The 20,990-nt window shown below is 72.7% G+C and carries 18 protein-coding genes; 9 read left to right on the forward strand and 9 right to left on the reverse strand.

Annotated features, from left to right (window positions below):
* Positions 1-37 precede the first annotated feature (37 nt).
* Positions 38-1,009 carry an EamA family transporter gene (locus ACFY3U_RS06695; protein WP_387196082.1) on the reverse strand — a complete coding sequence of 324 codons (972 nt, stop codon included), beginning with the start codon at positions 1,007-1,009 and terminating at the stop codon, positions 38-40.
* A gap of 321 nt (positions 1,010-1,330) precedes the next feature.
* On the opposite strand from ACFY3U_RS06695, the gene ACFY3U_RS06700 reads away from it, so the two are divergent.
* The gene (locus ACFY3U_RS06700) at positions 1,331-1,966 is read left to right on the forward strand and encodes a hypothetical protein (protein WP_387197564.1); all 636 of its coding nucleotides are present in this window, start codon (positions 1,331-1,333) and stop codon (positions 1,964-1,966) included.
* 140 nt (positions 1,967-2,106) lie between these two features.
* The gene (locus ACFY3U_RS06705; protein ID WP_387196085.1) at positions 2,107-3,345 is read left to right on the forward strand and encodes an AAA family ATPase; all 1,239 of its coding nucleotides are present in this window, start codon (positions 2,107-2,109) and stop codon (positions 3,343-3,345) included.
* A 28-nt stretch (positions 3,346-3,373) separates the two neighbouring features.
* Here ACFY3U_RS06705 and ACFY3U_RS06710 read toward each other — a convergent pair whose 3' ends face one another.
* The gene (locus tag ACFY3U_RS06710; RefSeq protein ID WP_387196088.1) at positions 3,374-3,919 is read right to left on the reverse strand and encodes a GNAT family N-acetyltransferase; all 546 of its coding nucleotides are present in this window, start codon (positions 3,917-3,919) and stop codon (positions 3,374-3,376) included.
* Between the two features lie 134 nt (positions 3,920-4,053).
* Between ACFY3U_RS06710 and ACFY3U_RS06715 the strand changes: the two genes are divergently transcribed.
* Both ACFY3U_RS06715 and ACFY3U_RS06720 read left to right on the forward strand, forming a co-directional pair.
* A complete protein-coding gene (locus tag ACFY3U_RS06715) occupies positions 4,054-4,599 on the forward strand; it encodes a DoxX family protein (protein WP_387196091.1) in 546 nt (181 codons plus the stop codon).
* A 204-nt stretch (positions 4,600-4,803) separates the two neighbouring features.
* A complete protein-coding gene (locus ACFY3U_RS06720) occupies positions 4,804-6,264 on the forward strand; it encodes a glycosyltransferase 87 family protein (RefSeq protein ID WP_387196095.1) in 1,461 nt (486 codons plus the stop codon).
* Here the strand turns inward: ACFY3U_RS06720 and ACFY3U_RS06725 are convergent.
* The 5 genes from ACFY3U_RS06725 to ACFY3U_RS06745 form a co-directional block, all read right to left on the reverse strand.
* Positions 6,251-6,676: a molybdenum cofactor biosynthesis protein MoaE gene (locus ACFY3U_RS06725; protein WP_387197566.1), complete on the reverse strand. Its 426-nt coding sequence runs from the start codon at positions 6,674-6,676 to the stop codon at positions 6,251-6,253. The two genes, ACFY3U_RS06720 and ACFY3U_RS06725, sit on opposite strands and share 14 nt — an antisense overlap.
* Positions 6,673-7,935 carry a molybdopterin molybdotransferase MoeA gene (locus ACFY3U_RS06730; protein ID WP_387196098.1) on the reverse strand — a complete coding sequence of 421 codons (1,263 nt, stop codon included), beginning with the start codon at positions 7,933-7,935 and terminating at the stop codon, positions 6,673-6,675. The genes ACFY3U_RS06725 and ACFY3U_RS06730 overlap by 4 nt, the downstream gene beginning before the upstream one ends.
* A gap of 85 nt (positions 7,936-8,020) precedes the next feature.
* Positions 8,021-8,491 carry a molybdenum cofactor biosynthesis protein B gene (locus ACFY3U_RS06735; RefSeq protein WP_387196101.1) on the reverse strand — a complete coding sequence of 157 codons (471 nt, stop codon included), beginning with the start codon at positions 8,489-8,491 and terminating at the stop codon, positions 8,021-8,023.
* The gene (moaC, locus tag ACFY3U_RS06740; protein WP_387196104.1) at positions 8,488-8,979 is read right to left on the reverse strand and encodes a cyclic pyranopterin monophosphate synthase MoaC; all 492 of its coding nucleotides are present in this window, start codon (positions 8,977-8,979) and stop codon (positions 8,488-8,490) included. The genes ACFY3U_RS06735 and moaC overlap by 4 nt, the downstream gene beginning before the upstream one ends.
* Positions 8,980-9,217: 238 nt before the next feature.
* On the reverse strand, positions 9,218-12,229 hold the full coding sequence (locus tag ACFY3U_RS06745) for a tetratricopeptide repeat protein (RefSeq protein ID WP_387196107.1): 3,012 nt from the start codon (positions 12,227-12,229) through the stop codon (positions 9,218-9,220).
* Between the two features lie 506 nt (positions 12,230-12,735).
* Here ACFY3U_RS06745 and ACFY3U_RS06750 point away from each other — a divergent pair.
* The 5 genes from ACFY3U_RS06750 to ACFY3U_RS06770 all read left to right on the forward strand — a co-directional run bounded on the left by ACFY3U_RS06750 (position 12,736) and on the right by ACFY3U_RS06770 (position 18,435).
* The gene (locus tag ACFY3U_RS06750; protein ID WP_387196110.1) at positions 12,736-15,270 is read left to right on the forward strand and encodes a putative bifunctional diguanylate cyclase/phosphodiesterase; all 2,535 of its coding nucleotides are present in this window, start codon (positions 12,736-12,738) and stop codon (positions 15,268-15,270) included.
* A 29-nt stretch (positions 15,271-15,299) separates the two neighbouring features.
* Positions 15,300-16,595 (forward strand): glycosyltransferase 87 family protein, encoded by a 1,296-nt coding sequence (locus ACFY3U_RS06755; protein ID WP_387197568.1) that lies wholly within the window; start codon positions 15,300-15,302, stop codon positions 16,593-16,595.
* Between the two features lie 10 nt (positions 16,596-16,605).
* Complete coding sequence (locus ACFY3U_RS06760) at positions 16,606-17,238, forward strand: phosphoribosyltransferase (protein ID WP_387196113.1); 633 nt, start codon at positions 16,606-16,608, stop codon at positions 17,236-17,238.
* A 31-nt stretch (positions 17,239-17,269) separates the two neighbouring features.
* The gene (locus ACFY3U_RS06765; protein ID WP_387196116.1) at positions 17,270-17,674 is read left to right on the forward strand and encodes a zf-TFIIB domain-containing protein; all 405 of its coding nucleotides are present in this window, start codon (positions 17,270-17,272) and stop codon (positions 17,672-17,674) included.
* An 86-nt stretch (positions 17,675-17,760) separates the two neighbouring features.
* Positions 17,761-18,435: a maleylpyruvate isomerase N-terminal domain-containing protein gene (locus ACFY3U_RS06770; protein WP_387196119.1), complete on the forward strand. Its 675-nt coding sequence runs from the start codon at positions 17,761-17,763 to the stop codon at positions 18,433-18,435.
* A gap of 17 nt (positions 18,436-18,452) precedes the next feature.
* On the opposite strand, the gene ACFY3U_RS06775 is transcribed toward ACFY3U_RS06770, so the two are convergent.
* Both ACFY3U_RS06775 and dnaB read right to left on the reverse strand, forming a co-directional pair.
* Entirely contained in the window at positions 18,453-19,202 is a 750-nt protein-coding gene (locus ACFY3U_RS06775) for a hypothetical protein (RefSeq protein WP_387196122.1), read from the reverse strand.
* Between the two features lie 185 nt (positions 19,203-19,387).
* Positions 19,388-20,776 carry a replicative DNA helicase gene (gene dnaB, locus ACFY3U_RS06780; protein ID WP_387197571.1) on the reverse strand — a complete coding sequence of 463 codons (1,389 nt, stop codon included), beginning with the start codon at positions 20,774-20,776 and terminating at the stop codon, positions 19,388-19,390.
* Positions 20,777-20,990 lie beyond the last annotated feature (214 nt).

A 20,990-nucleotide genomic window follows, 5' to 3' on the forward strand; every position in this document is an offset into this window, starting at 1 on the left:
GCGTACGACACGGCGATGGCGGCCCCGGGTGGCCGGGTCAGCGCCCGGGCGCCTGGTCGGGGGCCGGGGCGGCCGGCCGGCGGGGACGCTCGGTGGTCACCACCAGCGCCACCCCGGCGACGATCACCGCGCCGCCGAGCAGCACCTGGGCGGTGATCGGCTCGGCGACCAGCAGCGCGCCCAGCGCCACCGCCACCGCCGGGTTGACGTAGGCGTACGTGGAGACCAGCGAGATCGGGGCGCGGGCCAGCAGCCAGACGTACGCGGTGAAGGCGATCAGCGAGCCGGCCACCGTCAGGTACGCCAGGGCCAGCCAGGACCGGGTGGTCACCTCGGCCGGGGAGAAGCCGCGCAGCTCGCCCCGGCCGACGGCCAGCACGGCGAGCAGCAGGCCGCCAGCGAACATCTCGTAAACGGTCGCCACGAACGGGTCGGCGGGCATCCGCAGCCGGTTGGAGAGGAACGACCCGACCGACCAGGACGCCGCCCCGGCGACCACGATCAGCGCCCCGGCCAGCGGCACCGCCCCCGTGCCGCCGGTCGGCAGGACCAGCAGCACCAGCCCGACGAAGCCGAGCGAGACCCCGACGAACGTCCAGGCCCGGGGCCGGTCGCCGGTGACGGTACGCAGCAGCACCACCAGCAGCGGCACGGTGGCGACGAGCAACGCGGCGATCCCGGACGGCACCGCCGCGCCGGCCGGGCCGGACTCGGCGAGCACCACCAGGCCGTTGCCCCCGGCCAGCAGCAGCGCGCCGACCAGGGCGGCCGAGCCGAGCTGGCGCCGGTCCACCCGCAGCGCGCCCGGCCCACGCCGCAGCCGCAGGACCGCGCCGAGCACCAGGCCCGCGGCGGCGAACCGGATGGCGGCCGAGGCGAGCGGCGGCAGCGACTCGACCGCGATCCGGATGCCGAGATAGGTGGAGCCCCAGAGCACGTACACCAGCAGCAGCGCGGTCCAGATCAGGGCGGGACGGGTGGGCGTCGCACTTCCAGGACGTGAGCTCATCGGTTGTGCACGCTACGGTGGCCGGGACGTCGGCGTCCCTCCCGGGGTGACCGGCCTTCGGTACTCGTACGCGGGAGGGCGTGCATGGTGAACTACGGACCCCCCGGTGGCGGTTCCCCGGAGCCGTGGGCCGGGCGACACCCCGAGGACGGGTACGGCGGACCGCCCGAGCAGCGCGGCTGGGACGGCTACCCGGGTCGGGAGCCGGCCGCGCCCGGTCAGCCCTATCCGCCCCAGCCGGGCCAACCTGGCCCGGCCGGTCACCCGGGCCAACCCGGCTATCCCGGCCAACCCGGCTACCCGGGCCAGCCCGGTGTTCCGGTGCAGCCCGGCTACCCCGGCCAGCCCGGCTTTCAGGGGCAGCCCGGCTATCAGGGACAGCCGGGCTATCAGGGGCAGCCGGTCGAATACCCGCCGACCACGGGCTTCCAGCCGTACCCGCCGAACGGGCCGGGAACGTACCCGGGAGGTCCACCGGCCGGCGCCACGGCGCCGAAGCGCGGCCGGGGCCCGCTGATCGCGGTGCTGGCGGTGCTCGCGGTGCTGGTGCTCGGCGGCGCCGGGATCATCTGGTACCTGCTCGGGCAGGACGACGATCCGGCGCCGACGGCGGACACCCCGCCGGTGGCGACCGCACCGGTCGAGCCGAGCGCGACGACCGCCGTCCCGGCGCAGCCGGCGCCCACCACGCCGGCGCCCGCCTCCTCCGCCGACCCGCGCTTCGTCAAGGCCGGTCAGTGCGTCCGCAACGACGCGCCGTCCGGCAGCAAGCCGAAGCTGCTGATCAGCCCGTGCGGCGCGAAGACGTACGAGGTGCTGCGGCGCTTCGACGGGGCGACCAGCGGGGAGAAGGACGCCGAGGCCAAGTGCGCCAAGGTGGAGGGCTACACCAACTGGTTCTTCTTCGACAGCGAGCTGGACACGCTGGACTTCGTGCTCTGCCTGAAGCAGCGCTGACCTGGCCGGTAAGCGAATCTGGGGCTGTCTAGCGTGAATGCTAGACAGCCCCAGATTTGTGTCGAGGGCGGCAGACACGCCGGTAGCTCCATCTATCCATTTCTAGCCTCCGGGCTAGACGGGCCGATACTGTGCGATGCGTGGATCCGGTCCGCAACCCGTACGCCCCCGGCGCCGGCCAGCGCCCACCCGAGCTCGCCGGCCGCGGCCGCGAGCTGGACGTCTTCGACGTGGTGCTGGAGCGCATCGCCCGGGGCCGACCCGAACGCAGCCTGATGCTCACCGGCCTGCGGGGGGTCGGCAAGACGGTGCTGCTCAACACGCTGCGCTCGCAGGCGATCAACCACCTCTGGGGCACCGGCAAGATCGAGGCCCGCCCCGACCAGTCGCTGCGCCGCCCGGTCGCCGCCGCGCTGCACATGGCGGTCCGCGAGCTGGCCCCCCGGCACCGGGCACCGGACCGGATCGACACCTTCCTCGGCGTGCTCAAGGCGTTCGCCCAGCGGTCCGCGCCGACCGGGCGGGCCGCCGCGCCGAAGCTGCGCGACCGCTGGCAGCCCGGCATCGACGTGCCGGCGGCCAGCGGCCGGGCCGACTCCGGCGACATCGAGATCGACCTGGTCGAGCTGCTGACCGACGCGGCCGGGGTGGCCAGCGACGTGGGCACCGGGGTGGCGATCTTCATCGACGAGATGCAGGATCTCGGCGCCGAAGACGTCTCCGCACTCTGCGCCGCCTGCCACGAGCTGTCCCAGCTCGGCGCGCCGCTGATCGTGGTCGGCGCCGGGCTGCCGCACCTGCCGGCCGTGCTCAGCGCCGCGAAGTCGTACTCCGAGCGGCTCTTCCGCTACCAGCGCATCGACCGGCTCGACCGGATCGCGGCCGACCAGGCGCTCTGCGCGCCGGCCGACCGGGAGCAGGTCGAGTACGAGCAGAAGGCCCTCGACCTGCTGTACGAGAAGTCCGGCGGCTACCCGTACTTCGTCCAGGCGTACGGGAAGGCGACCTGGGACCACGCCCCGCGCTCGCCGATCACCGCCGCCGACGTACGGGTCGCCGCGCCCGAGGCGGAGGCCGAGCTGGCGGTGGGCTTCTTCGGCTCCCGGTTCGAGCGGGCCACCCCCGCCGAGCGCGAGTACATGCGGGCGATGGCCACGTTGTCGCTGGTCGAGGGCGAGGCCGACGGCGGTGGCCGGGACGACATGGACGCCGCGGTGCCCACCGCGGAGATCGCCCGGGCGCTCGGTCGCAAGCCGGCCAGCCTCTCCCCGGCCCGGGACGCGCTGATCAAGAAGGGGCTGATCTACTCCGGCGAGCGCGGCACGGTCGCCTTCACCGTCCCGCACTTCGGCCGGTACCTGCGCACCCAGCCGGCCTGACGCCCCGGCCGGGCGAACCCACGCTCCGTCAGACCCGTGACCAGGGCTCGGGGAAGATCACCTCGCCGCGCGGCGGGGGCGGGTCGCCGCTGGTCGACGCCGGCAGCACCAGCGCCTGCCACGGCTCGCCCAGACCTGACCACGGGCTGGTCAGACCCATCCGGTCCGCTCGGGTGAACCCGAACCGCCGGTAGTACGCGGGATTGCCGAGCACCACCACCAGCCGCTCACCCAGCTCGGTGGCCGCGTCCAGCACCGCCTGCACCACCGCCGTGCCGTGCCCGACCCGCTGCCGGTGCGGCGCCACCCCGACCGGGCCGAGCGCCAACGCGGTCTCCCGGGTGTCGTCGGACTCCACCCGCACCCGGCTCAGCAGCGCGTAGCCGACCACCTCGCCGCCGTACTCGGCCACCATGGCCAACTGCGGGATCCACGCGTCGCCGCCGCGCAGCTCGTCGACCAGGGCGACCTCGCCCGGCACGCTGCCGTCCGGCCGCGCGAAGGCCCCGGCCAGCACCCCGCGGACCGGGCCGTCGTCGGCCGGGCCCTCGGGTCGTAACCGCAGGGTCGTCACCCGGGGGAGGTTACCCGCAGTGACGGGTCCATCAGTGACGGTCGCTCCGATCGGCGTGGCGGCACGTGCATGTCGGCCGATCCGGATCGGCCGTTGGCCGGGTACCGGCGCCCGGGAAGGGGTATGACTGATCCATGAAACCCGTGCGCTCCCTCGCCCGAGTCATGTTGAGCGGCATCTTCGTGGTCAGCGGCGTCCGCAACTTCCAGCACCCCCAGCGCCTGGTCCCGGCCGCCAAGTCGGTCACCGACCGGGTCGCCCCGCTGATCAACCAGGCCGCCCCCCAGCTGCCAACCGACACCGAGACGCTGATCCGCGTCAACGCGGCCGTCCAGGTCACCGCCGGCCTGATGTTCGCCACCGGCCGGCTCACCCGCCCGGCCGCCATGGTGCTGGCCGGCACGTTGGTGCCCGTCACGATCGCCGGTCATCCCTTCTGGAACAACGACGACCCCGCCGCCCGGAACAACAACCAGATCCACTTCCTGAAGAACCTCGGCCTCTTCGGCGGGCTGCTGCTGGCTGCCGCCGACACCGAGGGGAAGCCGGGCCTACGCTGGCGGACGAGTCACCGCATCGGCCACTCTCGACGTTCCCTGCAGCGCACCGTACGCACCGCCCGCCGGGAGGCGCGCATCGCCGTCCGCTCGGCGTCGGCCGGTCGGAGGCTTCCGGGCTGACCTGCGTCTATTCGGCCGCCACCCCCCGCAAGGCCGCGAATCACCTGAACCACCAGACATCCGTTAACGCGGTGAAAATGTCAAGAACATGTGTGGGATCGGACACGGTCGCATAACGCGGGAGGCATCGACGTGAGGCGCCGTTCTAGGCTCCGTACCGGACCTGGACGGGTGGGACGACGTTGGTACGGGGGTGGCAACGCCATGCCGACGACCGTCGGTAGCCGGCCGGACCGCATCGCCCCGACCCGGCCCGCACCGTTGGGGATCGACCGTACGACGGCCGTCCGGGTCGGTGTGGTGGCTGCGGTGTCCTACGCCGCCTGGCTGGCCATCGGCGTCTTCGGGCGGCCGTACAACTTCTTCGACATGAAGATCTACCACGGCGCGGTGGTGTGGTGGGCCAGCGGGCACGATCTCTACGAGTTCATCGCGCCCACCACCACCCTCGGCTTCACCTATCCGCCCTTCGCGGCGCTGCTGATGCTGCCGATGGCCCGGCTGCCGATCGCGGTCGCCGGTTGGATCAACGCGGTGGGCAGCATCGCCGCCCTGGCCGTGGTGCTCGCCGCCCTGCTCCGCCCGATCGTCGACCGGCTCGGCCGGCCGCTGTGGTTCACCGTGGCGATCGCGACCCCGATGGCGGTCGCCCTCGAACCGGTCCGCGAGACGCTCGGGTACGGCCAGGTCAACCTGCTGCTGTTCGCGTTGATCATGGCGGATCTGGTCGGGCTGCGCTGGCGCTCGCGGCGGGGCACCCACGGCCGCGCCACGGACGGGCCGCTGCTGCGGTTCGTCCACAGCGGAGCCTGGGCTGGCGTCGGCATCGGTCTGGCCACCGCGGTGAAGCTGACCCCGGCGCTGTTCATCGGGTACCTGCTGGTCACCCGGCAGTGGCGGACCGCCGCCACTGCCGTGGGCACCACCGTGGGCGTCACCATGGGCACGTTCGCGCTGGTCGGGACGGAGTCACGGGCGTACTTCGGCGGGGTGCTGTGGCAGACCGAGCGGGTCGGCGCCGCGGACATGACGCCCAACCAGTCGCTGGCCGGCCTGCTGGCCCGGCTCTACGACTCGATCGAGGCGCCCGGCCTGCTCTGGCTGGCGTTCGCCGTCGTGCTGCTGGCGCTCGGGTTGTCCCGGGCGGCCAGCGCGCGCGCCGACGGCGATGAGCTGACCGCCTTCACCCTGGTCGGGCTCACCGCCAACGTGATCAGCCCGATCTCCTGGTCGCACCACCTGGTCTGGGTCATCCCGGCGATCATCGTGCTGGCCGACGCCGCGGTACGCCGCCGCGAGGCCAGCCGAGGGACACCGGGCCGCCCCGGCCAGCTGTCCTCGTACGGCGGCCCGCCCGGGGTGGCCGGGCTGCGCCCGCCGATCTGGTACCCGACGCTCACCGGCCTGCGGCACGGCGTCGCCGCGGCGGTGCTCTACCTGCTCTTCGTGATCTCGCCGATCTGGCCGTACGAGCACCAGCTTCCCGAGGTGTCCCACTATCAGGACGGCCTGTTCGGCGCGCTGATGGAGAACTCCCTCGCGGTGGCGCTGATCGTGCTGGTGGCGGCGCTGCCCTGGCGGCCGGGCGCCGAGCCGGCGTTCTACACCGACCGGCCGGCCCGGCTCGCCGCCGCCGCCCGCCGCGCGGCGGTCAGGGGCAGTTGACCCACTCCTCGGTGCCGTCGGCGAAGACCTGCCGCTTCCAGATCGGCAACCGCGCCTTGACCTCGTCGACCAGCCGGGCGCAGGCCGCGAAGGCCGCCGCCCGGTGCGCCGTGCTGACCGCCGCCACCAGCGCCACGTCGCCGATCTCGAGCCGACCGATCCGGTGCGACACGGCCACCGCGTACACCTCGGGCTCGGCGGCGATCTCCGCGGCCACCTCGCGGAGCACCTCGGCGGCGCTGGGGTGACCCTCGTACTCCAGCAGGGTGACCGGCCGGCCGTGGTCGTGGTCGCGGACCACGCCCTGGAAGGAGACCACCGCGCCGGCCCGGCGGTCGGCGACCGCCGCCTCGTGCGCGGCCAGGTCGAGCGGGCGGTCGGTCACCGCCAGGACGGTGAGACCGGCGGTCACCACGAGCGCTCCCCGGGCAGCAGGGGCAGCGGCACGACCGGCACCCGCGCGCCGACCGCGCCACTGGTGCCCGGCCGGATCACCGCGAAGCCGTCCGCGCCGGCCAGCCCGCGCAGCATCGCCGAGCCGACGTGCCGGACCGGGTGGGCGGTGCCGGCGGCCCGGTCCAGCCGGACCAGGGCGAGATGGGTGTGGTCGCCGCGACCCGGCACCGCCTCGGCCAGCGTGGCGTGCGGCAGCGCCGGCATCGCCCGGCCCTGCAGGCCGGCCAGCAGCGGGGCGACCAGCGACACCAGCGCGACGATCGCGGACTGCGGGTTGCCGGGCAGCCCGGCGACGAAGCGGACCCGCCCGTCGTCGCCGGCCAGCCGGGCCAGCAGCATCGGGAAGCCCGGCCGGACTGCGACCGTGTTGACCACGTAGTCGGCGCCGAGCGCCTCCAGCGTGGGGTGCAGGTGGTCGACCGGGCCGTGCATGGTGCCGCCGGTGGTGCAGACCAGATCGGCGCCGGTCAGCGCGGCACGCAGCGCCGCGACGTGGGCGGGCAGCGTGTCCGCCACCGGGCCCACCACGTCGGCGGGGCGCACCTGGCAGCCGTACCGGCGTAGCCAGGCCGGGACCGCCGGGCCGAGCGCGTCCCGGACCCGCCCGGCCCCGGGCGGCCCGGCGGTGAGCAGCTCGTCGCCGAAGACCAGCAGCGCCGCCCGCGGCTGCCGGCGGACCCGCAGCTGGTCGTGCCCGCAGGAGGCGGCCAACCCGATCAGCGCCGGGTCGACCGGCGTGCCGGCGGGCAGCAGCTCCTCGCCGGCGGCCGCCTCCTCACCCGGCTCACGCCACTCCGGCGCCGGCCGCGGGGTGCCGGTCACCAACCCCTCGGCGGTACGGCCCGACTCCTCGATCCGCAGCACGGCCGCCGTCCCGGCCGGGACCATCGCGCCGGTGGCGATCTCCACCGTCGTCCCGTCGGTGTCCAACGGCTCCGGGGTGCCCCCGGCGAGCACCCGGCCGACGACCCGCCACGGCCCCTTACCGCGCACCGCCCAGCCGTCCACGCTCGAGGTGGGGAAGGCCGGCAGGTCGGTACGGGTGGTCAGCGGCTCGGCCAGGGTGTGCCCGTCGACGTCCGGGAGAGCGCGGTTGACCGGCGGCAACGCGGCGGCGAGGCCCACCGCGTACACCCGGGAGCGGGCCTCCTCCCAGCCGGCCGGCGGCGGCGCGGCGACCTGCGACGCGGCGGCGGCGGCGGTTTCGGTGCTCACCGGGCTGGCCCTCCGTTCGGCGAATCGGGCGACGGGAGTGCCGCGCCCACCCGGCGAGCCTATCGCCGCGCGGGTCGCGCCGCCGTCAGTGGTCGCCGCCGCCCAACTGGTCGACCGCGTGGCCGAGGATCGGACCGAGCACGGCCAGGCCGTCCCGCGCGCCGCCGGTCGAGCCGGGCAGGTTCACCACCAGCGTGCGGCCCACCACCCCGGCCACCCCGCGGGACAGCACGGAGGTGGGCACCCGGTCGCGGCTGTACGCGCGGATCGCCTCGGCGATCCCCGGAATCTCGTGGTCGAGCAGCCCGCGGGTCACCTCCGGGGTGCGGTCGGTGGGGTTGATCCCGGTGCCGCCGCTGGTCAGCACCACGTCCACCCCGTCGGCGACGGCGGCGCGCAGCGCCTCGCCGACCGGCTCGCCGTCGGGCACCACGACCGGCTCGTCGACCACGCAGCCCAGCTCACGCAGCCCCGCGACGAGCAGCGGGCCGCTGGTGTCGGCGTACACGCCGGCGGCCGCGCGGTTCGATGCCACCACCACCCGGGCCCGGATCACGGCCGGTCCTCCGGACGCGCCCAGCGGCCGGTCTTTCCGCCCTCCTTGCGCAACACCCGCACCCCGTCGACCGAGGCGGCCGGGTCCACCGCCTTGACCATGTCGACCAGCGCCAGGCCGGCGACCGCCACCGCGGTGAGCGCCTCCATCTCCACGCCCGTCCGGTCGGCCGTCCGGGCGGTGGCGGTGATCTCCACCGTGTCGGCGGTGAGCCGCAGGTCGACCGTGACGCCGTGCAGCGCGATCGGGTGGCAGAGCGGGATCAGGTCGGGGGTGCGCTTCGCGCCCATGATGCCGGCGAGCCGCCCCACCGCCAGCGCATCGCCCTTGGGCAGGCCGTCGCGGCGCAGCAGGTCGACCACCTCGGCGGTGGTGCGCAGCCGGCCGGCGGCGGTGGCCTCGCGGCCGGAGACCGGCTTGGCGGAGACGTCGACCATCCGGGCCGCGCCGGCCTGGTCGACATGGGTGAGCTGCGCGGGTTCCGTCACGGTCGCGAGCCTATCTTTCCGGTACGACCGCGGCGGCCGCCCCGGGATCGGGAGGGGTACCGCCGGGTGCCCCGGGCCGTACCCCTCCCTCTCCCTACCCGCCGTCGAAGTCGCTGGGGGGACCTTGACGCGCGGGGGTCTCGTCGGCCCGGTTATGACCCACGGCCAGAACCTCCCCCGTTACGCCGACGGACGGGGACGTTACCGAGGCGATCGATAAGAAATCGATAAACCGGCATCACAACTGGTCAGGCGGCAAAGGTGGACCGCTGGACCACTCGGGGACGACTCCCATTCGCTCGAAGATCGCCTCCGCCCGCTGACGGTAGCGCCGCGCCTCGGTCGGATCGTCGAGGTGTTCGGCGAGGGCCATCAACGCTCGTGCCTGCTCGTACGGATGACCGATCCGGGTGGCGAGGGTCAACGCCTGGGAGTGAGACTTCATCGCCTCGGCCGTCCGGCCGTCGGCTGCCGCGGTCCGGCCGAGGTCGTTGAGCACCGCCGCCTGGACATGTCGTTCCCCGGAGTCGATCGCCATTTCGAGTGCCAGATCGTGCTGTGCCCGAGCATCCTTCCATCGACCTAGGGCTCGATACACGACGGCCAGGTCGTTGCGGGTCTCCCCCTCCGCGAACCGGTGCCCGGTGCGGTCACGCAGCCGGAGCGAGGCGGTCAGCAGGCGGATCGCCTGCTGATGGCGACCCAGCCGGGCCTGCACCGCGCCCAGGTGGCCCAGGGCATTCAGGATGCCGAACTGATCCCCCACGCACCTGGCCAGGAACAGGTGCGTTCGGTGGACCTGCAACGCTTCGTGATGTCTGGCCGACGCCGCCAGGGCGATACCGAGGTTAGGCAGCGCGACGATCGATTCGCTGAGGGTGGCACGTCGCGCCCGCAGGAGTTGACGACCCAGCGTGACCGCCTGCTCCAGGTTTCCGACCAGCCAGTGCACCACCACCAGGTTCGACCGGTAGCGGTTCTCGTTGGAATGGTCGCCAAGCACCTGGCAGATATCGACCGCCGCCTCCAGGTGCCGCAGCGCGATCTGGTAGTTGGCGGTCCGGGTGTACGCGGAGGCCAGGTAGTTGTGCATAGCCGACTCGGCACGGCGATCTCCACCGCGCTGGGCGGCGGCCAGGCCGGTGCGATGGGTTGCCACGATGTCGTCGAAGTACCCGCGGATGTAGCTGAATCGCCATAGCGCGCGGGCGAGTCGCCAGGCGTACCCGAACGACCCGATCTCTTCGGCGACGCCGACCAGGGCGACGAGACTGGACCGCTCCCGCTCCACCCATTCGACATCGGCCGGTTTGGCGTGGTCCAGCAGGTCGGGACGCTCCGGCGGGCCGAGGTCGAGCTGCCGCCGCAGCCTGGCCGGCTCCAGGTGCTCGGTCCGGTGAACACTCACGTGCAGAACGTGGTCCAGAAGCCGCCGGACGGCGGCAATGCGCGCAGACTCCTCGTCGAGGTCCCGGGAGAGCTCGACCGCGTACTGCCGCATCAGGTCATGCAGTCGGTAGTGCCCACTTCCCGTCTCACCGAGCAGATGCCGATCGACAAGGTCGTCCACCACCCGGCTCGTCGCCTCGAGTGGCAGGTCGACGAGCGCGGCCGCCGCCGTGAGGGTGAAGTCCTGGCCGGGATGGAGCGCCAGCAGGCGAAATACGCGTCGGGCCTGCTCACTGAGTGGCTCGTACGAGGTGCCGAATGCCGAGGCGACGGTCTTCTGTTCGACGGCCAACTGGCTGACCGCGCTGTAGCCGTCGATGAGGCGCTGGGCCAGATCCGCCACCCGCCAACTTTTCCGATGTGCCAGCCGGGCGCCCGCGAGCCGGATGGCCAGGGGCAGATAGCCGCAGCGGCGGACGACCTCTGCGGCGGCGTCGAGTTCGGTTCGTACCCGATTCTCGCCCGCCGTCGCGGCGAGCAGGTCGACGGCCTCGTCCGGCGTCAACACGGACAGCGACTCGGGTAACCCGACCTCGGCGGCGAAGACCCGGCTGCGGGCGGTTACCAGGACCACGACGCCGGGAGCGGTGGGAAGCAGCGGTTGGATCTGCGCTCCGCCCGCAGCATTGTCCAGCACCACGATCGTCCGGCGAAGGGCCAGCTCACGACGCCACAACTCCACCCGGTCCGCGAATTCGACCGGCACCCGGCCTGCGGGCACACCAAGTTGTCGTAGCAACGTGAAGAGGATTGCTTCGGGCTGGAGCTGAGCCGCCTCGCCATGCCCCCTGAGGTCTATGAAGAGCTGAGCGTCGGGGTAGTCCTCGGCAAGCCGGCCGGCCAGATGCACGGCCAGGGCCGTCTTGCCGCAGCCCGCCATTCCGTCGATGACCCGGACGACCGGGCCGCCGGCGCTCGCGCGGCGGATGTCATCCAGCAGCCTGGCGACGACGTCCGCCCGTCCAATGAAGTCCGGCACAGCGGGCGGCAGCCAACTGGTCGACCGCCGGAGGTACGGAGCCCTCGCCTGGACCGGGCCGTCCGGCAGGGCGGGGCTGCGCCGGGCGCGGACGGCCGCGTGATGCAGTTGTTCCATCTCCTCGCCTGGGCGCACACCCCACTGCTGCTGCAGCGCCTGTCGGGTGGCCTGGTACACCGCGATCGCCTCGGTGTGGTCGTTCACCGCGAGCAGCGCCCGCATCAACAGGGTTCGCAGGCGTTCTCTGACTGGGTGCCGCGCTGTCCACGTTCGTAAAAGGGGTAGGGCCAGGTCGGGCCGACCTGAGTCGATCTGAAGACCTGCCAGGAGTTCCACGACCGACTCTGTCTCCCGTTCCACGGCCTCCCGCCAGCCGAGCAGCACCGGACCCGGTTCCAGGCCGGCAAGCAGGTGGCCCGGCTCTCGGTCGAGGACCGCAGCCAGGAGTGCCATCGCTGATTCGACCTGACCCGACCGAGCCAGGTTTCGCGCTCTGGCGTGATCGTCCAAGAGCCGTAGCACGTCCACCGATGAGCGGTCGATCATCAGGCGGTAGCCCAGGCCGTCCCGGACCAGCACGCCCGGCGTCGTACTCACCGCGTCGAAGGCGCGCCGCAGATTGGCCGCGTAGGTGCGAACGTTGGCCACCGCCGATCGGGGTGGTGCCTCCGGCCACAGCTCGTCGACCAGTTCGGCGACCGTGACGAGGCGGCCAGCGTGGACCGCCAACATCGCCAGGACGAGCTGTTGCTTCGGAGTACCGACCGGGATTGCCGCCCGCCCAAGCGATGCCTCTGCCGCCCCCAGCAGGCGAATGCCCATTGGCTCGACTCCGTCTGACCGGCAGGCCTCTCCCGGCATACTCAGCGCCATACCCCCTCAACCGGCTCTAGTTTCATGAACACCACACTCGATCAAACCAGAAACCTGCCGGAGAGCAACGGCGCCTTCTCGCTGCGTCAGACCGTCTTTCGCTCTGCCCGATCGTGGGGAGCGCCGGGCACGAACGGGGAGGGACAGCAGCATGGCCCGCTCCGATAATCGGCAGTGATCGTGCTGCCGATGGCGCGCTACGTCCTGAATCAAAGACGCTGAGTGAGAGGCGACAGCCACATTAGCGCAATATGCGCATATGGACACTTAATAGTCCTAACCCGGCGCAAGCTCCCATAGCATTGACTCCATCGACGGGCGCGCGACACGCGTCCCCCGGTTGAGAGAGGTGGAGCCGATGCGCGTCAACGACTGGCTGTGACTGAAGCCCTTCTCTGCGGCGGCGTGAACCCGTAGAGTACCGAGGCACGCATCGTGTTGAATGCCATGGAGGCATGCACGTGACCTCGGTCAACGCACGCGACAACGAGACCGATCAGCGGCTGCGTCTGCTTGTCGGTCTCGTCGTGCTCTCGGCCGCGATCGTTCAGTTTTTTGCAATTGCGACCATCGGCCGCCGGGGAATTTCGAGCTTCCACGAGATCGCACAGGCCGCTGCCGTCGCTTTCTTGGTAGCCGTCGGCGCCACGGTCAACGTCAGGATTCGAATCCGAGCAACCAATCACGGTGTCTCATGGACCGAGGTTGGATTCATTATCGGTCTCGTGCTCGCCCCAATACCCTGGGTCATCGTCGCCACCGGTCTTGGCGTAGGAATCGCTCGATCGGCCGGCCGGCTGGCTCCGATCAAGCTCGCCTTCGGAGTTGCCAAGGACACCCTGCTGGCGGCTGCCGGCGGTGCCGTCCTTATGCTCGCCGGCTGGGAGTGGCCGTGGCGGGACTCCTTCGCAACCGGCTTACCCGCCTTGGTCGGGGCGTATCTGACGATCGTCGTACTGGACGAGATCCTCACGATGCCGGTCATCGCCCTGGCCACCCGCACCCGCGCCCACGACCTGTTCCGTAGGCACATCGACCTGAGGCTCGCCAGCACTGTCGCCCGCTTCGTGGTCATCGTCGCGACGCTGCTGATCCTGCGAGGGAACCCCAGCTTCCTCATTGTTGTCCCTCCACTGGTGCTAAGCCTGCACCTCGCCTATTCGAGTCGAGTTCGCAACCGGGCCGAACGGGACGCTTGGCAGCGGCTCGCTCGGACCACCGACGCGCTCAACGTGGTCGACCTGGACAAGGTCCTCAGCACCGCGGTCACTCAGGCGGCCGAGCTCTTCTCCGCCGACGAGGTGGAGATCGAGTTGCACGACGGAGCCCGGATCATCCGGGGCGCCGGCGGGGACATCACCTACGACGGCACGGCCGGGGAGCCGAGCACCATCGACGGGTCGGTGGTGCCGGCCCGGCTGGAGGGGCACGACCGGACGGCCGACGTCGGGATGCTGCGGCTGCGCTTCCGCGGCCCGGTCGAGCTCTCCGAGCGCGAGCGGTACACCCTGCGTACCTTCGCCTCCGCGCTGTGCACCGCGGTGCGCAACGCCCAGGCGTACGCCGAGCTGGCCCGGGTGGCGCAGGAGCACGCGCACGCCGCCACCCACGACCCGCTCACCGGCCTGGCGAACCGCCGGCAGCTGATGGAGCGCGGCACCGAGCAGATCGCCGAACGGCACGCCGAGGGCGTCACCGCGCTGGTGCTGATCGATCTCAACCACTTCAAGGAGGTCAACGACACGCTCGGCCACGCCGCCGGTGACCAGGTGCTGATGCAGGTCGCCGACCGGCTGCGCGCCGCCGCGCGGCCGGACGACCTGGTGGCCCGCCTCGGTGGCGACGAGTTCGCCGTGCTGCTGCGCGGGTTGCCCGCGCCGGCGGTCGCCGCGCACCGGGCGGAGACCCTGCTCGGGGTGCTGCACGAGGCGCTGGACGTGGACGGGATGCGGATCAGCGTGGAGGCCAGCGGTGGGATCGCGGCGGCCCCGACCAGTGGCGGCATGCCGGAGCTGCTACGCCGCGCAGACGTGGCGATGTACCAGGCCAAGCGGACCGGCCAGCGGACCGCCACGTACGCCCCGACCCGGGACACCGCCGACCTGGGCCGGCTTACCCTCGGCGGCGAGCTGCCCCGGGCGGTCGCCGACCACGAGTTCACCGTGACCTTCCAGCCCATCGTCGACCTCGGCACCGGGGAGGTGACCGGCGCCGAGGCGCTGGCCCGCTGGCACCACCCGACCCACGGGGTGATCGACCCGCTGCGCTTCATCGAGGCGGTGGAGCGCTCCGGGATGCTCCCCGCGTTCGCCGAGGCGATCCTCGACCAGGCGCTCATCGCCGCCGTCGGCTGGCGGGACGCCGGCTTCGACCTGCCGGTGTCGGTGAACGTCTCCCCCCGCAGCCTGCTCGACGCCCGCTTCCCGGGGGCGGTGCTGGCCCGGTTGCGCGCCCACGACCTCCCGCCCGACCGGTTGGTGCTGGAGCTGACCGAGACGCTGACCCTGAGCCAGCTCGACGTGGTCGACCGGGTGCTCAGCCGGCTGCGGGACTCCGGCGTCCGGCTCGCCCTGGACGACTTCGGCACCGGCTACTCCTCGCTCTCGCTGCTGTCCCGCATTCCGGTGCACGAGCTGAAGATCGATCGGAGCTTCGTCACCGCGATGGAGAGCTCGGTGGAGGCGGCCGCGGTGATCCGCTCCACCCTCGACCTGGGCCGCAGCCTCGGCTTGGCGGTGGTCGCCGAGGGGGTGGAGAGCGAGCCGCAGCGCCGGGCGCTGTGGGAGCTCGGCTGCGGCGCCGGGCAGGGCCACCTCTTCGCCCGCCCGCTGCCCGCCGGCACTCTGCTCGCCGCCCTGCAACGCGGCTCGGGCGGCCGCCCCGGCGCCCTGGTCCCGCCGCTGCACGACACCGGCGCGGTGATCCGGCTTCCCGGCCGCCGCCAGCCCGGACGGACCCGTACGACCGGTCTGCCACACTTGCCCGCGTGACCGTCGCCGACCGAGCCGCACCCGCCCGCGTGCCCGCCGGTCGCGCCGCCCGAGGCTGGCGGGCCGTCGACTCCGCCGCCGGTGGCCTCGCCCTCGACCTGGGCCTGTACGCGGTGTCCGCCGCGTTCGCCGCGATCACCGCCGGCACCTCCACGCTGGCCCCGCACCGAGCCTGGGGTGGCGTCGCCGCGTACGGCTACCTGCTCGCCGCGCTGCTGGTCGGCGGCCAGCTGCTGGTCCGCCGGCGTCGCCCCGGCTGGGCGGGCACCCGGGCACGGGCACTGGTCACCGGGCTGACCTGGGTCACCACCGCGCTGCTGCCACTGGCCGTGCTGGCCGTCGCGCGGGCGTCGGGGCGTACCGACCGGGCGCAGGAGGAGGTGCTGGTGGTCGAGCACGCCGGCGACCGGCTCGCCCACACCGGCACGCCCTACCTCGGGCCGGACGCGATCGCCGCGCTGCCCGCCGACGAGCGGCTGCTCGGTTACACCCCGTACCAGCCGGGCATGGCGCTGTTCGGGCTGCCCCGGGCCGCCGTCGACGCCTGGTGGACCGACTCGCGGGTCTGGTTCGCACTGGTCAGCGCCCTGGCCCTGGGTCTGGCGGTGGCCGCCCTGCGTGACCGGCAACCGACGGCCGGCGAGCCGCACCCGGCGGCGGCGGTGCTGCGCGGGGTGCAGGCGGCGACCGTACTGCCCATCTGCGCGCTCACCCTCGCCACCGGCGGCGACGACCTGCCCGTACTCGCGCTCTGCCTGCTGGCGTTGGCGTCGGCCGCCGCCGGGCGGCCGGGCGCGGCCGGCGGCGCGGTCGGGCTCGCCGGCGCGTTGAAGCTGTTCGCCTGGCCGGTCGCGGTGGTGCTGATCTTCTGGGGCGCGACCCGGCGGACCGGTGGGCGGGTAGCCGTCGGCGCCCTCGGCCTGCCGCTGCTCGCACTGGTCCCGGCACTGCTGGTGGACCGCGCGGCGCTGGTCGAGAACGTGCTGCGCTTCCCGCTGGGCCACGGCCAGGTGACCAGCCCGGCCCAGTCACCGTTCCCCGGGCACCTGATCGCGACCGGGCTGCCCGCCGGCCGGGTGGTCGCCGCCGCGCTGCTCGTCGCGGTCGGCGCCGCGATCGCCGTACGGCTCGTTCGCCGCCCGCCGCGCACCGCCGCGACCACCGCGCTGATCTGCGGCTACGGCCTGCTCGCCGCGATCGCGCTGATGCCCTCGACCCGCTTCGGCTACCTGCTCTACCCGCTCGCGCTGCTGGCCTGGGCACCGGCGCTCACCCTGCCGGACGTTTCCGCCGACTCCCGGGCAAAGCCGCTCGCCAGGGCGTAGACCTGGAGACATGAGCACCTACCGCGACCGTTCCGACGCCGGCCGCCAGCTCGCCGACCGGCTCTCCGCGCTGATCGGCGAGCCCGACGTGATCGTGCTCGGGCTCGTCCGGGGCGGGGTCCCGGTGGCCCGGGTGATCGCCGACCGGCTCGGCGCGCCGCTGGACGTGCTGGTGGTCCGCAAGCTCGGCCTGCCGTGGGCGCCCGAGGTGGCCTTCGGCGCGCTCGGCCCCGGCGGGGTCCGGGTGCTCAACGAGGTGGTCGCGGACCGGCTGGAGGCCGACACCGTCACCGAGGTGCAGCGCCGTGAGCAGGCCGAACTGGAACGCCGGGAGGCCCGCTACCGGGGCGGCCGACCGCCGTTGGAGCTGTCCGGGCGTACCGCGGTGATCGTCGACGACGGCCTGGCCACCGGCGCCACCGCCCGGGCCGCGGTGGAGGTCGCCCGCCGGCTCGGGGCCCGCCGGGTCGTCGTGGCCGTGCCGGTCGGCGCGCAGGAGGCGTACGAGATGCTCAGCGCGGAGGCCGACCAGGTGGTCTGCGCGCAGCGGCCGGCCGAGTTCGGCGCGGTCGGCGCGTACTACGAGGACTTTCACGAGGTGGACGACGACGAGGTGACCGCCGCGTTGATCGCCACCGCCTGAACGCCTCGACCAGACCGGGTACGGTCGAACGATGCAGCAGCTCACCTGTCCCAAGTGTCACGCAGACATGCGCCAGTACGAGCGCAGCGGAGTGGTCATCGACCAGTGCGCCGAGTGCCGGGGGATCTTCCTCGACCGCGGCGAGCTCGAGAAGCTGTTCGAGGCCGAGGCGAACTGGAGCCAGCAGCAGGGGGCGCCCGGGCAGCAGCACGCCCACGCCCAGGGTGGGTACGCCCCGCCGCCCCCGCCGCCGCACCAGCCGGGTTACGGCGCGGTACCGCCGCCGCCCCCGCCGCCCGGTTACCCGGCGCAGCCGGGGCACGGCTACCCGCCGCAGCCCGCGTACGGCGGCCACGGCCAGCAGCAGCACTACGGTTACCACGGGCACTACAAGCGCAAGAAGCACAAGGGTTTCCTGGGCGAGCTGTTCGACTGAGCACCTCCGCCGCGGCCGGCCCGGTTCCCCTACCGTTCCGGCCGCGGGCGTGCCGGGGCGGTCGCCGTCGTGCGACCCTGGGCGACATGACGCTCGCCCGGCAGCACATCGCGCTGGCCCAGGCCTACGACGGGATCACCCGGGTGGTCGCCGACCTCGACGACGCCGAGTTGCAGCGGCCCACCCGCTGCCGGGGCTGGCTCGTGGCCGACCTGCTCTTCCACGTCCTCTGCGACGCGCAGCGCGCCCTGGTCACCCTGGCCAGCCCGCCCGACGGCCCGCCCGACGTGGACGACGTCAGCTACTGGCGGTCCTTCCCGGGCGGCCCGTCCGACGGCCGGCACGCCTGGTGGGCCCGCCGCTCCGCCGCCGCCTTCGACCGCCCCACCGGCGTGGTACGGCTCTGGTGCGACACCGCGCCGGCCGCCGTCCGCGCGGCCGCCGCGGCGGACCCGGACGGCTGCGTCACCACCCAGGGGCACGTGCTGCGGGTGCCGGACTTCCTGGCCACGCTGACCACCGAGGCGGTGATCCACCACCTCGACCTGGTGGTCGACCTGCCGGGCGCTCCGCCACCGGGCGAGGCGGCCGCCCGGGTCGCGGTGGCCACCATGGACGGCCTGCTCAGCGACGACGCCGTCCGCCCGACCGGCTGGAGCGACGCCGAGTACCTGCTCAAGGCCGCCGGCCGGGAGCCGTTGACCGATCGGGACCGGCAGGAGCTGGGCGAGGCCGCCGGCTGGTTCCCGCTGCTCGGCTGACGGCGTATCGCCGCCCCTCAACCTCCTACGCGCTGCCGCGCAGCCATCCGTGCGGCAAGCTCCGCCTTGCGCGCCAGAGCCGTCAGAGCATCCTCGTAGAGCAGGGCGGCTATTCTCTCAGCCGGCCCACACGTGGTGCCGACGGCGAAGATGCTTCGATGCGGCCGCACCGATAGCCCGGTAATCCCCTCGCGCTCAAGGAAGGCCACGAGCTCCTCCATGATGTAGCGCCGTCCGACCGCTCTGAACTGGGCGAACGAACGGGTGCTGGGAGCAGGGCGCTGGTAGATGCCGAGCGATCCGTCGCCATCGACGATGCCGCGCCAGAAGTCACGTGAGGCGAGCAGCCGTCTGTCAACCGGTTCACGGTAGCGGCCCAACTCGATGAGTCGTTCCGCCAAGCGATGTGAGCGCACTGAGAACTGGCAGGACCCGTGGGTCGGGCTCGTCCGCGAAATGCTGTTGTCGCAGCCCAGGAAACTCCGGAGGGCCACCAGATGCTCCCGGTCCCGCGCAGCCAACCCAACGGAGATCTGCGGGATGTGACCTGGGCGGTAGCTGACACATCCGTCAGCGAACAGGAAGCCGATCCAGTAGTCGGCATTCGGCTCCGGCTCGTCGAAGGCGTCGTGCCGCAACCCGTGCGATACCGAGCGGATCTCAATCCCTCGTCGGGTCACAAGGCCGCGAACAGACGGCTCAGACACGCCGAAGTGGTCAGACACCTGGCGAAGGGAAGTTCCTTCGAGCACCATGCTGACGGCCATCGCCCGCTGAGCGTCCGTTAGTTTGCCGACCCGGCGGGCTGGTACCCCATGTCGACGAAGGAGCGCTCGGATCGCCTGTCTCGTCACGCCGTAGCGTGCACCGATGGCAGTGTTGCTCTCGCCCTTGTTCGCTAGGCGGATGGCCTCTTCACGCTCGGCAGGCGTCAGATTACGAGCTGCCCCGGTCACACGATGGCCATGTCGACGAAGCGGGACAGGTGCAGCTGGGCGGCGACGGTAATGCTGTCGGTCGGGCCATTCCTGTGCTTCGCGATTATGAAGTCCGCCTCGCCCGCGCGCGGGGACTCCTTGTCGTAGTAGTCGTCCCGGTGCAGCAGGATGACGACGTCAGCATCCTGCTCGATCGAGCCGGATTCACGCAAATCGGACAGTTGCGGCCGCTTGTCGGTGCGCTGCTCCGGGCCACGGTTCAGCTGGCTGACCGCGATCACCGGGCACTCGACCTCCTTGGCCAGCAGCTTCAGGCCTCGGGACAGGTCGGCGACTTCCTGTTGGCGACTCTCCGTACGCTTCGGCGAGGTCATCAGCTGGAGATAGTCGACCACGATCATCTTGAGGTCGTGCTTCTGCTTGAGCCGGCGCGCCTTGGCCCGGATCTCCATCAGGTTCATGCTCGGGGTGTCGTCGACGAACAGCGGCGCCTCGCTGATCTCGCCCATGCAGCGGGCCAGCTTGGTCCAGTCGTCGTCGGAGAGCTGGCCACTGCGCAGCACGTGCAGCGGCACCCGCGCCTCGGCCGAGAGCAGTCGCATGACGATCTCGACCTTGCTCATCTCCAGTGAGAAGATCGCCGCCGCCTGGTTGGCCCTGATAGCCGCATTTCGGGCAAAGTCCATACTTGCCGTAGACTTGCCCAAACCGGGCCTGCCGGCCACGATGATCAATTGTCCCGGGTGCAGGCCGTTGAGCAGCCGGTCAAGGTCGGTGAACCCGGTCGGCACGCCGGTCATCACCCCGCCCTGGGCGCCGACCGCCTCGATCTCGTCCAGCGTCGGCTGGAGCATGTCGGCCAGCACCGCGAAGTCCTCGCTGACCCGGCGCTCGGTGATCTCGTAGACCGCCTGCTGGGCCAGGTCGACGACGTCGTCGACGTCCCGGCTGCCGCCGGCCGCGGTGCCGTAGCCGAGCTGGACGATCCGGGTGCCGGCCTCGACCAGCCGGCGCAGCACCGCCCGCTCGCCGACGATCCGGGCGTAGTAGGCGGCGTTCGCCGCGGTGGGCACCGCCGCCATGCAGGTGTGCAGGTAGGGCGCGCCGCCGACCCGGGCGAGGTCACCGGAGTCGGCCAGCGCCGCGGCGACCGTGATCCCGTCGGCGGGCTCGCCGCGGCCGTAGATGTCGAGGATCGCGTCGAAGATGGTGGCGTGCACCGGGCGGTAGAAGTCGCTCGACTTCAGGATCTCCACCACGTCGGCGATGGCGTCCTTGGACAGCAGCATGCCGCCGATGACGCACTGCTCGGCGGCGACGTCCTGGGGTGGGGTCTTGTCGAACTGCCCGTCGCGCGGGACGGGCGCGGGGGACGGGCCGCCGGCCCGGGGCTCCGCTCGCATGTCATCGGTGATCGACACGGAACCCCCTCCACTGCCACGTCTTCCACCAGCTTGGCCGCCGGGTGCGACAACTTCCGGCGGACCGGTCCTGCTCGATCGGGGGCCATCGCGCGACCGGTCGGTGCCCCACGATACGGACTCCGGGGCCGCACCCCAACCGGCCCGGTGGACGAGCCTCGGGACAACCTGTGGACGGGGCGGACCAACATGTGCG

Source organism: Micromonospora sp. NPDC000089, from assembly GCF_042899365.1.
In the GTDB taxonomy this organism is placed as follows: domain Bacteria; phylum Actinomycetota; class Actinomycetes; order Mycobacteriales; family Micromonosporaceae; genus Micromonospora.

Bases quoted from the DNA above. Each gene is read 5' to 3' on its own strand.
- ACFY3U_RS06695 (WP_387196082.1), bottom strand. From the start codon at position 1,009: ATGAGCTCACGTCCTGGAAGTGCGACGCCCACCCGTCCCGCCCTGATC.
- ACFY3U_RS06760 (WP_387196113.1), top strand. From the start codon at position 16,606: ATGAGCACCTACCGCGACCGTTCCGACGCCGGCCGCCAGCTCGCCGAC.
- ACFY3U_RS06770 (WP_387196119.1), top strand. From the start codon at position 17,761: ATGACGCTCGCCCGGCAGCACATCGCGCTGGCCCAGGCCTACGACGGG.
- ACFY3U_RS06765 (WP_387196116.1), top strand. From the start codon at position 17,270: ATGCAGCAGCTCACCTGTCCCAAGTGTCACGCAGACATGCGCCAGTAC.
- dnaB (WP_387197571.1), bottom strand. From the start codon at position 20,776: ATGCGAGCGGAGCCCCGGGCCGGCGGCCCGTCCCCCGCGCCCGTCCCG.
- ACFY3U_RS06720 (WP_387196095.1), top strand. From the start codon at position 4,804: ATGCCGACGACCGTCGGTAGCCGGCCGGACCGCATCGCCCCGACCCGG.
- ACFY3U_RS06750 (WP_387196110.1), top strand. From the start codon at position 12,736: ATGCACGTGACCTCGGTCAACGCACGCGACAACGAGACCGATCAGCGG.
- ACFY3U_RS06775 (WP_387196122.1), bottom strand. From the start codon at position 19,202: ATGGCCGTCAGCATGGTGCTCGAAGGAACTTCCCTTCGCCAGGTGTCT.
- ACFY3U_RS06715 (WP_387196091.1), top strand. From the start codon at position 4,054: ATGAAACCCGTGCGCTCCCTCGCCCGAGTCATGTTGAGCGGCATCTTC.
- ACFY3U_RS06745 (WP_387196107.1), bottom strand. From the start codon at position 12,229: ATGGGCATTCGCCTGCTGGGGGCGGCAGAGGCATCGCTTGGGCGGGCG.